The organism is Streptomyces sp. B1866, from assembly GCF_031932565.1.
Lineage (GTDB): Bacteria > Actinomycetota > Actinomycetes > Streptomycetales > Streptomycetaceae > Streptomyces.
This window is the reverse complement of the sequence record NZ_JAVSCF010000217.1, coordinates 1-11130: the sequence shown is the minus strand read 5'-3', so window position 1 is coordinate 11130 and position 11130 is coordinate 1. Positions and strand designations below refer to the sequence as shown.

General features: G+C 76.9%; 11 protein-coding genes and 1 pseudogene. 4 read left to right on the top strand and 8 right to left on the bottom strand.

What is annotated here, in order from left to right; translation table 11 throughout:
* Positions 1-235 precede the first annotated feature (235 nt).
* A pseudogene (locus RKE29_RS23190) lies at positions 236-721 on the top strand (hypothetical protein); the annotation flags it as partial.
* A 274-nt stretch (positions 722-995) separates the two neighbouring features.
* Positions 996-2033, top strand: a complete 1038-nt coding sequence (locus RKE29_RS23185) for a phosphatase PAP2 family protein (RefSeq protein WP_312007518.1) — start codon at positions 996-998, stop codon at positions 2031-2033.
* 131 nt (positions 2034-2164) lie between these two features.
* Here RKE29_RS23185 and RKE29_RS23180 read toward each other — a convergent pair whose 3' ends face one another.
* Together RKE29_RS23180 and RKE29_RS23175 are read right to left on the bottom strand one after the other, a co-directional pair.
* On the bottom strand, positions 2165-2380 hold the full coding sequence (locus RKE29_RS23180; protein ID WP_312007517.1) for an I78 family peptidase inhibitor: 216 nt from the start codon (positions 2378-2380) through the stop codon (positions 2165-2167).
* A 129-nt stretch (positions 2381-2509) separates the two neighbouring features.
* Positions 2510-3481, bottom strand: a complete 972-nt coding sequence (locus tag RKE29_RS23175; RefSeq protein WP_312007516.1) for a YafY family protein — start codon at positions 3479-3481, stop codon at positions 2510-2512.
* A 405-nt stretch (positions 3482-3886) separates the two neighbouring features.
* Here RKE29_RS23175 and RKE29_RS23170 point away from each other — a divergent pair, with 405 nt between their 5' ends.
* Both RKE29_RS23170 and RKE29_RS23165 read left to right on the top strand, forming a co-directional pair.
* The gene (locus RKE29_RS23170) at positions 3887-4714 is read left to right on the top strand and encodes a hypothetical protein (RefSeq protein WP_312007519.1); all 828 of its coding nucleotides are present in this window, start codon (positions 3887-3889) and stop codon (positions 4712-4714) included.
* Positions 4711-5199: a hypothetical protein gene (locus RKE29_RS23165; RefSeq protein WP_312007515.1), complete on the top strand. Its 489-nt coding sequence runs from the start codon at positions 4711-4713 to the stop codon at positions 5197-5199. The genes RKE29_RS23170 and RKE29_RS23165 overlap by 4 nt, the downstream gene beginning before the upstream one ends.
* A gap of 138 nt (positions 5200-5337) precedes the next feature.
* Here RKE29_RS23165 and der read toward each other — a convergent pair whose 3' ends face one another.
* From der to RKE29_RS23135, 6 genes are all read right to left on the bottom strand, one after another.
* Positions 5338-6810: a ribosome biogenesis GTPase Der gene (der, locus tag RKE29_RS23160; RefSeq protein ID WP_312007514.1), complete on the bottom strand. Its 1473-nt coding sequence runs from the start codon at positions 6808-6810 to the stop codon at positions 5338-5340.
* A 59-nt stretch (positions 6811-6869) separates the two neighbouring features.
* Entirely contained in the window at positions 6870-7571 is a 702-nt protein-coding gene (locus tag RKE29_RS23155; RefSeq protein WP_312007513.1) for a lysophospholipid acyltransferase family protein, read from the bottom strand.
* Entirely contained in the window at positions 7529-8233 is a 705-nt protein-coding gene (gene cmk, locus RKE29_RS23150) for a (d)CMP kinase (RefSeq protein WP_312007512.1), read from the bottom strand. Before cmk ends, RKE29_RS23155 begins: the two co-directional genes overlap by 43 nt.
* A gap of 188 nt (positions 8234-8421) precedes the next feature.
* Entirely contained in the window at positions 8422-9507 is a 1086-nt protein-coding gene (locus RKE29_RS23145) for a prephenate dehydrogenase (RefSeq protein WP_312007511.1), read from the bottom strand.
* Positions 9504-9866 (bottom strand): chorismate mutase, encoded by a 363-nt coding sequence (aroH, locus tag RKE29_RS23140; protein WP_312007510.1) that lies wholly within the window; start codon positions 9864-9866, stop codon positions 9504-9506. Before aroH ends, RKE29_RS23145 begins: the two co-directional genes overlap by 4 nt.
* A gap of 315 nt (positions 9867-10181) precedes the next feature.
* Positions 10182-11130, bottom strand: a 949-nt coding sequence (locus RKE29_RS23135) for a pseudouridine synthase (RefSeq protein WP_312007509.1), incomplete at its 5' end; no start/stop codon positions are given.

Here is an 11130-nt window from a genome sequence, read left to right as displayed (position 1 = left end):
GACGCGACGGGCGGTGGCGGGGGCGGCGGGGCCGTCCACGAGGGCGGCGGACGCGGCGGCGCGGGGCGCGGACGGGCCGGACGCGCGTACGGCGGCCGGGGGCGGCCCGTCGGCGGGTGCGGTGGCCACCCGTTCGGGTGACGGGCGTCCGAAGGCCGGGCGCGCGGAGGCCGGGCGTCCGAAGGCCGCGCGTGCGGGGGCCGGACTTCCGGAGGACCGGCGTCCGAGGACCGGACGGCTGGTGGCCGGGGTCCTCCTGGCGCCGCTCGGCTGGCTCGGGTACGTCGCGTGGGTGGCGGCCGAGACCGGCAGCGCCACCGGCTATCTGGAGGTGCAGGACGGCTGGCGCAACGGCTTCGACGGCGGGCTGGCCTTCGCCCGGTTCACCTGGGAGCGGCTGGCGGGGCCCGCGTTCCCCGCCGGGCTGGGGCTGGTGCTCGGCGTGGCCGCGCTGCTGTGGCTGTTCGCGCGGTGCCTGGCGCAGCGCCAGCCACCGCCCCTGCTGGTCTACGGCGGCGCGGTGCTCGTCCTGGCCCTGACCGCCAGGGGGTATCTCGGCTCCAAGCCCCGGTTGCTGATTCCCGCCTTCCCCCTGCTGCTGCCGGTCGCCGTCGGCCTGGCCCGGCTGCGCCCGGCGGCCACCGCGCTGGTCCTGGGCGCGGCGGGCGTGGTGTCCGGGGTCTACGGGGCCCTGTGGCTGCACGGTTCGGGGCCGCCGTGAGCCGGGCCGGGGCCGTCGCGGGACCGGGCGCCGCGCGCCGGGCCGCGGGCGGCTCGGGGCGGCGGCGCGGCCACCGGGGGCCACGGGCGACATGTCGACGTAGCGCCAGGGCGCCGTCACACGGCGCGGCGCCGCCGATCGTCCGGCGGAGGGGCCCGTTCCGCGGGAATGGTCCGGTCAAAAGCCATGGGCGAGACCAACTCCACATCACATCGTCATCACGAAGGGACCTGATCGACCGCGCCTGCCCGTCACGCAGTGTAACGTCGACTGAGTGCGTACCGAAGACAAGCTCCCTCGGCCGGGGGGGCGTACCACCGATCTCGTGCGACCGCGCATGACCCGTACCCGCCGTTGGCTGCTCGGGTCGACGCTCGCGGTGTACGCGGCGACCGTGATCGGCGTTCTGACCACCTCGTGGCTGGTGCGGCTCGACTGGCGCGTGATGCTCTTCCGGCCGTACAAGCAGTGGCCGGAGTTCCACACCTTCCTCGACTACTTCGTCGTCATGGGCCAGCGCGGCCCCACCGCGGTCGCGGTCGCCGCCTGGCTCGGATGGCGGTGCTGGCGGCTGCGCACCCTGCGCCCGCTGCTGGTGCTCGGCACCTCCCTGCTGCTGCTGAACGTCACCGTCGGCGCCGCGAAGCTGGGCATGGGGCGGCTCGGCCCGCACTACGCGCGCGAGGTCGGCTCCCCGGAGATGTTCGCCGGCGGCGATATATTTCCTTCCGGCCACACCGCGAACGCGGTGGTCACCTGGGGCGTGCTGGCCTACCTGGCGACCACGCCCACAGCCCGCAGAGTGGCCTCGGTCATAGCCGCGGGGTTCGCCTTCGGCGTCGGCATGACGACCGTCTACCTCGGCACCCACTGGGTGAGCGACGTGATCCTCGGCTGGGCGGCCGGGGTGCTGGTGCTGCTGGCCCTGCCCTGGCTTGAGCCGTCCATGGCGCGGGCCGAGGTGCTGCTGCTCGCGCTGCGCCGCCGCCTGCTCCAGGGCACGCGTCTGGAGCCCGCCGGGCCCGCGCCGCTCACTCCGGCCGCGGCGGGTTCCACGGTGGCCACGCCCCGTACGGCCGGTGACGACGAGCTGCCCAGCCGCGAGACCGTGGGCGTGGCGGGACGGCCGTCCGCGGCGCCCCGCGGCTCCGAGGTCTGGCAGTCCTACGGGGCCAGACCCCACGCCGTGCGCTCCGAGCGGAGCCCGGTCACTCCCGGCGGCAGCCGCCGGCCCCCGCACGCGGACCGCCTGCCGCGCGCCGCCGCGCCGCTGGGCACCCCGACGGGCCGGGGCCGGCCGAACGGCGGCTGACGCCGGGCGGACGCGGGGGACGCGGTACGCACACCCCTCCCCCGCGCGGACCGGGCCCCGGCCCGCGCGACCGCCGAGACCGCGCGCGGAGCGCGGGGCCGGGCCCGGGCCGACGCCGGGCGCGGCGCCTGTCAGCCCTTCCAGCAGCGGGTGACGACGCCGTCGGTGACCTCGAAGTTCAGCCGCCCGACGACGAACTCCAGGGTGATGACCGCACCCGGCGGCAGCGTCCGCACGGTCGTCCAGCCGCGCTCGCGCGCCCGCTGCTCGGCGGTCCGCGCGTCGAGGCCGACGTAGCCTTCCGGGTCGTCGGCGGGTTCGGCGGGGGGATGCGGTAGTGGTGCCATGCCAGCCACCGTAGGCGGCGGCGGGCCGCGCTTCCACCGCGCCCCGGCCCGACCCCACCGCACGGTCCGGGAGCGGCCCGGAAGGGGCCCGGAGCACGCCGGGAGCGGGCCGGGGCGCCCCGTGGCCGCTCAGTCCGCGGGTGCGCGGCCGCCCAGGGCCCGGTCGAGCCGGTCCCTGATCTCGCGGACCCGGTCCGCGAGCCCCTCGGGCTCGCGCACCTCGAACTCGAAGCCGGTCATCAGGACGCGGACCACCGCCTCCTCCAGATCGGCGCCGCCGACGTGCAGCAGGCAGCGGTCCGCCTCGACCGGCTCGATCACCCCCGCGCCCGGCCAGATCCGCTGGGCGGCCCGCTCGGCGGGCGCGTGCAGCAGCACCGTGGCGCGCTTGTCGTACGCCGCGGCGGACACGCCCTTGGAGACGTAGGCGGCCAGGTCGTCCGCCGGCGGCGGGCGAGGCGTGAAGCGCGGGCCGTGCGGCGGCACCGGCGTGATCCGGTCGGCCCGGTACGTGCGCCAGTCCTCGCGTTCCACGTCCCAGGCCACCAGGTACCAGCGGCGGCCCGCGCACACCAGGCGGTGCGGCTCGGCGGTCCTGCGGCTGACCGCGCCGTGGTGGTCGCGGTAGGCGAAGCGCAGCCGCTCGCGGTCCCGGCAGGCGCCGGCCAGCTCGGCGAGCACCGCCGGGTCGGCGCCCGGCCCGGCGCCCGGCACCGGCACGGTGAACGCGGTCAGCGCCGACACCCGGTGCCGCAACCGGTCCGGCAGCACCTGCTCCAGCTTGGCCAGGGCACGAACGGACGTCTCCTCGATGCCCTCGACGCCGCCGTAGGCGGCCTGGCGCAGCCCGGCGGCGACCGCCACCGCCTCCTCGTCGTCCAGGAGCAGCGGCGGCAGCCGGGCCCCCGGGCCCAGCCGGTAGCCGCCGGCCGTGCCCGGCGCCGAGCCCACGGGATAGCCCAGCTCGCGCAGCCGGTCGACGTCGCGCCGCACGGTGCGCGGGGTGACGCCGAGCCGGTCGGCCAGCTCCGGTCCGGACCACTCGCGGCGCGTCTGGAGCAGCGAGAGCAGGCGCAGCAGGCGGGCGGAGGTCTCCAGCATGGCGGCGAGTCTGCCAGCCCGCCGAGTCCGCCGGCCCGTGGGCCGGGCCCGGGCGGCCACCGGGCAGCCGGAGAACCGGTTCCGGGGCGGACGCGAGCGCACGAAGTCTGATTCACCCCCTCGCGGTGGGCCCGCGGCACGGCCGAGGGGCCCACGGGCGTCCGGGCCGACGACCGGCGGCGGCGAGGACGGCCCGGGGCGGCCAGGGCGGCGGGGCGCGCCGGCACCGGCGGCAGCGGGGCGCTCCGCGCCGCCGCGCGCGCCCCCGCGCGCACCGTTTGGGGGCGTGACCACCGGCGCGGGCCGCCCGTTGTCTACGTACGGGCCGCACGGGCCGGGTGTGACACCCGGCCGGCCCGGTACGCCAGACACCGCCCCGAGGAAGGAGAGCCCGCAGTGCCCCCCGTGCCGCCCCTGCTTGACGTCTGCGAAGACGTACGCGCCGAGATCGGCGACGTCGAAGCCGACCGGCTGCTCACCGGCGAGACCGCGCCCGGACCCTACGACTGCACCTCCTGCCGCACCCACGGCGACACCGGCTGGCAGGCCACCAGCACCGTGCTGTTCATGGGCCAGGAGACCGCCGTACTCGCCTTCGCGCACGCGACCTGCGTGCCCTCGCAGGTCGTCCCCGTCACCGACGACCAGCTGCGCGACGCCCTGGAGGCCGCCGCCCAGGCCCCACCCGCGGCGCACGCGGTCCAGGCCGCCCCCGCCGCGCCCCCCGGGCAGGCGGTGTCCGCCGGGCCGCCCGCCGCCCGCCAGGCGGTGCTCAGCGTCACCAGCGGGCTCGTCCTGGTCGGCGGCGAGCCGCGCCCGGGCCTCGTCGTGGAGCCGACCACCGCGATCGTCCGTCCCGGCGGCGAGGGCCCCGGCGACGACTTCCCCGCGCTGCTGACCGAGCAGGGCTTCCAGCCGGTCGGCGACGTGCACCGGCCGCCCGCCCCCGTGCCCGGCTGGTCCGCCCTGCTGGCCATGGGCCAGGTGCACGCCGTGCTCATGCCGACGCCCGGCGGCGGCAGCCCGGTGGCCTGGTGGCAGGCGCACCAGCCCATGCCCGTCACCGAGGAGTGGCGGACCGCCGCCGTGAAGTACGGGGAGGTCCTGGTCTACGCCTCGCCGGCGGGCACCATCGGCAAGCAGCCGCGCGAGGACCAGCTGCGCGCGGCACTGGACCGGGCTGCCGCGGGCGGGCTGCTGTTCGCCGCCGCGATGCCCCTCGCGGGCACGTGACCGCGCCCGCGCCCCGGCGCCGCCTGCGGCTGGCCCGTATCGCGCACTCGCCGCCGAGCCCGCATCTCACCGGCGGTCAGGTCGTTGGCCCCTACGTGCACGCCTACGATGCCCCCTCGCCACCGCCCTATCCGAGCCGCGTCCCCGCGATGCGCCCGTCCCGGGAGGCCGCGCACCGGCGGCGCTCCGCCACGCCGATCTACGACGCGCTGTGCGTGGAGTTCAAGAAGGCGTTCCGCACGCTGCCGGGCGACCGTACGGGCGAGGCGGACCTGGCCTTCACCGGCTTCGGGGACCTCGGCGCAGAGCCGGGCCGGCACCGCGGACTCGCCGCCCCCGGCGGCTACGGCGAGGCGGGCTCGTCCACGGGCCGCCACGCGGGCGACCGGCCGGGAAACTGGGAGCCGGCCGAGCGCACGCGCCGCGCCTCCCCGCCACCCGCCCTGCCGCCCGCGCCGGGCGACGAGCAGGCGGGCGGGTACTGACCCGCCCGCCCCCGGCCCCCCGGGAGCGCGCCGCCACCCGCGCCCTCGCGGGCACGCCGCCACCCGCCGTACGCGGAAGGCCCTGTTCCACGGCCCGTACGGGCTCCCCGCTCCCCGCCCTCGGCCCTTGCGGGCGCGCTACTTCCCGCCCTTGCGGGACCGCTTCTCCCGCACCCGCACCGAGATCTGCAGCGGGCTCCCCTCGAACCCGAACTCCTCGCGCAGCCGCCGCTCGATGAACCGCCGGTAGCCCGCCTCCAGGAAGCCCGAGGCGAACAGGACGAACCGCGGCGGCCGGGTCCCCGCCTGGGTGCCGAACAGGATGCGGGGCTGCTTGCCGCCGCGCACCGGGTGCGGGTGGGCGGCGACGATCTCCCCGAGGAAGGCGTTGAGCCGCCCGGTCGGCACCCGCGTCTCCCACCCGGCCAGCGCCGTCTCGATCGCCGGGACCAGCTTCTCCATGTGCCGGCCCGTACGCGCGGAGATGTTGACGCGCGGCGCCCACCGCACCTGCGCCAGCTCCGTCTCGATCTCCCGCTCCAGGTAGTAGCGGCGCTCCTCGTCCAGCAGGTCCCACTTGTTGTACGCGAGGACGAGCGCGCGCCCGGCCTCCACCGCCATGGTCACGATCCGCTGGTCCTGCACGCTGATGGACTCGGTGGCGTCGATCAGCACGACCGCGACCTCCGCCTTCTCCACGGCGGCCGCGGTGCGCAGCGAGGCGTAGTAGTCCGCGCCCTCCTGAAGGTGCACGCGGCGGCGGATGCCGGCCGTGTCGACGAACCGCCAGGTCTCCCCGCCCAGCTCGATCAGCTCGTCCACCGGGTCGCGGGTGGTTCCGGCCAGCTCGTCCACGACGACCCGGTCCTCGTTCGCCACCTTGTTCAGCAGGGACGACTTGCCGACGTTCGGACGGCCGATGAGGGCGATACGGCGCGGCCCGCCCGCGGCCGGGCCGTCGAAGGTCTGCGCGGGGGCGTCGGGCAGCACCTCCAGGACGGCGTCCAGCATGTCGCCCGAGCCGCGGCCGTGCAGCGCGGACACCGGGTGCGGCTCGCCGAGGCCGAGCGACCACAGGGCCGCGGCGTCGGCCTCGGCGCTGGGCCCGTCGACCTTGTTGGCGCACAGCACGACGGGCTTGCCGGCCCGCCGCAGCAGCTTGACGACGGCCTCGTCGGTGTCGGTCGCGCCGACGGTGGCGTCCACGACGAAGACCACCGCGTCGGCGGCCTCGATCGCGTACTCGGCCTGGGCGGCCACGGACGCGTCGATGCCGAGCACGTCCTGCTCCCAGCCGCCGGTGTCGACCAGCTTGAAGCGGCGGCCGGCCCACTCGGCCTCGTAGGTCACGCGGTCGCGGGTGACGCCGGGCCGGTCCTCGACCACCGCCTCACGGCGGCCGATGACGCGGTTGACCAGTGTCGACTTGCCGACGTTCGGCCGGCCGACGACGGCGAGCACGGGCAGCGGGCCGTGTCCGGCCGCGGCCAGGCCGTCCTCGACCTCCGCCAGGTCGAAGCCCTCCCGCGCGGCGAGCTCCATGAACTCCGCGTACTCGGCGTCGCCAAGCTCACCGTGCCCGTCGTGGCCGGTGTCGATCTGCTCGTTCATGAAGTCCGTTCTCTCTTGACGATCGAGGCGGTCGCGGTCGGGTGACCGCCGGCCGCCGGCTAGGGGCGGCCGGTAAGCCGCCTGGCGTCCGCCAGGTGCGCGCTCAGCCGCTTCTGGATGCGCGAGGTGGCCTCGTCCAGGGCGCCGCGGGTGCGCCGGCCGGTGCCGTCGCCCGCCAGGAACGGCTCGCCGTACACCACGTCGATCCGGGTGCGCGGCGGCGGCAGCGCGCGGACCCGGCCGCCGCGCGGCACCGCCGAGCCCAGCACGGCCACCGGCACGATGGGCGCGCCGGACCGTACGGCGAAGTACGCCAGGCCCGCGCGCAGCGACGCGAAGTCGCCGTCGCCGCGCGTGCCCTCCGGGAAGATCCCCAGCACCCCGCCGCGCGCCAGCACGGCCAGCGCGCCGGCCACCGCGTCCCGGTCCGGGCGCGAGCGGTCCACCCGCACCTGGCCGATGCCGCGCAGGAACGGGCCGAGCGGGCCGGTGAACGCCTCCTTCTTGACCAGGAAGTGCACGGGGCGGGGCGCGGTGCCGATCAGCATCGGGCCGTCGACGTTGTGCGCGTGGTTGCCGGCGAGTATCACCGGGCCGCCGGCCGGGACCCGCTCCGCGCCGAGCACCCGCGGCCGCCACAGCCCGCGCATGAGGACGGCGCCGAGGCGGCGGCCGAAGGCGGCCCCGGCCGCGGACGGGCCCGCGGGGGCGGCCTTCGTCACCTGTCCCGCTGCCTCTCCTCGACGAGGGTGACGACGCACTCGACGACCTGCTCCAGCGTCAGCTCGGAGGTGTCCACCTCGACCGCGTCCTCCGCCTTGGCCAGCGGCGCGGTCGTACGGCCCGAGTCGGCCGCGTCCCGCCGGGCGAGCGCGGCCTGGGTGGTGGCCAGGTCGACGGCCTCCTTGCCCTTCAGCTCGCCGTTGCGCCGCGCGGCCCGCACCTCGGGGGACGCGGTCAGGAACACCTTCAGGTCCGCGTGCGGCAGCACGGTCGTGCCGATGTCGCGGCCCTCGACGACGATGCCCCGCTCGGCGGCCGCGGCGATGGCCCGCTGCAACTCGGTGATCCTGGCCCGCACCTCGGGCACCGCGCTGACCGCGCTGACGTGGGAGGTGACCTCCTGGCCGCGGATCGGCCCGGAGACGTCCACGCCGTCGACGCTGATCGCCGGGGCGGCCGGGTCGGTGCCGGAGACGATCGAGGGCTTGTCGGCGGCGGAGGCCACCGCGGCCGGGTCGGCCACGTCGATGCCGTTGTTCAGCATCCACCAGGTGATCGCCCGGTACTGGGCGCCGGTGTCCAGGTATCGCAGGCCGAGCTTGGCCGCGACGGCCTTGGAGGTGCTGGACTTGCCCGTGCCGGCGGGGCCGTCGATGCCCACGATGACTGCTGCCGGCTCGGTCCGGGCGGCGGTTTCCACAGCGAAAGGTACCTTCCTTGTCCACGGGGCGGTTTCGGTGCCGGGCCCGCTCGCGTGCGCGCCGCGGGCCCCGGGCGCGGGGCGGAGGAGCCTTGCGACAAGGTTACTGGGTGCGACGGACACCCAGGGCTCCCGCCGCCCGCCGCACGGCCTCCGGGGCGGCGGCGCGGCGGGGCCCGCGGTCGGTGTCACTGCCTGACCGGCCAGCCCCGCTCCTTCAGGGCCCGGGCCAGCTCGGGCGCCGCCTGGGGCTGGACGGTGAGCTGGATGAGACCGGCCTGCTGCCCGGTGGCGTGCTCGATGCGGACGTCCTCGATGTTGACTCCGGCCCGCCCGGCGTCGGCGAAGATGCGGGCCAGCTCGCCCGGCTGGTCGCCGATGTGGACGGTGACGACCTCGTACGCGGCCGGGGCGGCGCCGTGCTTGCCGGGGACCCGCTCGCGCCCGGCGTTGCCGCGCCGCAGCACGTCCGCGATGCCGGCCGCGCCGTCCTCGCGCTTGGCCTGGTCGGCGGACTGGAGCGCCCGCAGCGCCCGTACGGTCTCGTCCAGGTCGGCGGCCACGGCGGCGAGCACGTCGGCGACCGGGCCCGGGTTGGCCGACAGGATGTCTATCCACATCTGCGGCTCGGAGGCCGCGATCCGGGTGACGTCGAGAATGCCCTGACCGCACAGCCGGACGGCCGCCTCGTCGGCGTCCTGGAGGCGGGCGGCGACCATGCTGGAGATCAGCTGCGGGGTGTGCGAGACCAGGGCGACGGCCCGGTCGTGGGCGTCGGCGTCCATAACCACGGGCACGCCGCGGCACAGCGCGACGAGTTCGAGGGCGAGGTTGAGCACCTCGGTTTCGGTGTCGCGGGTGGGCGTGAGCACCCACGGCCGCCCCTCGAACAGGTCGGCGTCGGCCGCCAGCGGCCCGGACAGCTCCCGGCCCGCCAGCGGGTGGGTGCCGATGTAGCCCGCCAGGTCGCAGCCGAGGGCCTCCAGGTCGCGGCGCGGGCCGCCCTTGACGCTGGCGACGTCCAGGTAGCCGCGCGCGGCGCCGCGGCGCATCGCCCCGGCCAGGGTCTGCGCCACGTGCGCGGGCGGCACCGCGACCACCGCCAGGTCCACCGGCCCGTCCGGCTCCCCGTCCGTGCCCGCGCCCAGGCCCGCGGCCGTACGCGCGCGGGCCGGGTCGCGGTCGGCGAGGTGGACGCGCACGCCGCGGCTGGCCAGGGCCAGGGCGGTGGAGGTGCCGATCAGGCCGGTTCCGATGACGAGGGCGGTTCTCACTGGGCGATGTCCTTGCGCAGGGCGGCCGCGGCGCCGAGGTAGACGTGGGCGATGGCGGACCTGGGCAGGCCGGTCTCGATGTGCGCGAGGATGCGCACGACCCGCGGCATGGCCCCGGCCACGTCCAGCTCCTGGGCGCAGATCAGCGGCACGTCGGTGATGCCGAGCTTGCGGGCCGCGGCGGCCGGGAAGTCGCTGTGCAGGTCGGGGGTGGCGGTGAACCACACGCTGATCAGGTCGTCCGGGGTGAGGCCGTTGCGCTCCAGGACGGCGGTGAGCAGCTCCGCGACCCGCTCGTCCATGTGCTCCGCCTCGTCCCGGTCCAGCTGCACGGCCCCGCGGACCGCTCGTACCGCCACGTGTCTGCTCCTCGCGCGTCATCGGCTCCGCGGCCCGCCGACGCGGGCCGCCGTTCCAGGTCAGCGTAGCCAGCCGGGCGGACGGGCCGCCGGGGCGACCGGTCCGTGGAACGGCGGGCCGGGCGGGCCGCCGCCGGGCGGTGGGCGTACGGGCGGTCTTCCGCGTGCGCCGCCGTGCTCCCCGGGCCCCTCGGCCCGGCCCCTCGCGCCCCGCCGTGCCGGTCCGGGCGCCGGCTCCGGCGGGTACTGCGGGTACGGCCCTCAGCGGCCCGGATCCGGGTGGACCTCAAGGCCCGGACCGGGTGCGCGGGCGTCTCAGAGGTCGACCTCGCGCATCAGCATGCCCACCTCGGTGTTGGTCAGCCGCCGCAGCCAGCCGGACTTCTGGTCGCCCAGGGCGATCGGGCCGAAGGCGGTGCGCACCAGCTTGTCGACCGGGAAGCCGGCCTCCGAGAGCATGCGGCGCACGATGTGCTTGCGGCCCTCGTGCAGGCTGACCTCGACGAGGTAGTTCTTGCCGGTGGACTGCACGACCTTGAAGTGGTCCGCGCGCGCGTAGCCGTCCTCCAGCTGGACGCCCTCGCGCAGCCGCTTGCCGAGGTCGCGCGGCAGCGGGCCCTGAAGCGCGGCGAGGTAGGTCTTCTTCACGCCGTACCGGGGATGGGTGAGGCGGTGGGCCAGCTCGCCGTGGTTGGTGAGCAGGATGATGCCCTCGGTCTCGGTGTCCAGGCGTCCGACGTGGAACAGCCGGGTCTCGCGGTTGGTGACGTAGTCGCCCAGGCACTGGCGGCCCTCAGGGTCCTCCATGGTGGACACGACGCCCGCGGGCTTGTTCAGCGCGAAGAACAGGTACGACTGGGTGGCCACGGTCAGCCCGTCCACCCTGATCTCGTCGCGCTCCGGGTCGACTCGGCGGCCCTGCTCGGTGACGACCTCGCCGTTGACCTCGACGCGGCGCTGGTCGATCAGCTCCTCGCAGGTGCGGCGCGAGCCCAGGCCCGCGCGGGCGAGCACCTTCTGGATGCGCTCGCCCTCCGGCTCGCCGAAGGTCTTGGGGAGCTTCACGGCGGGCCGGTCGTGCCGGGCGCGGTTGCGCTCCTCGATCGCGGCCTCGTACTCGCGCGGGCGGGCCGGGGCGGGCCCGCGCCCGCGCGAGGCCGCCCCCTTGTGCCCCGCGCCCTTGTAGCCTGCGCCCTTCGGGCCCGCGTGGCCCGCGCCCTTCGGGCCCGCGCCCCGCGCGCCGGGCTTCGCTCCCGGGGCGCCG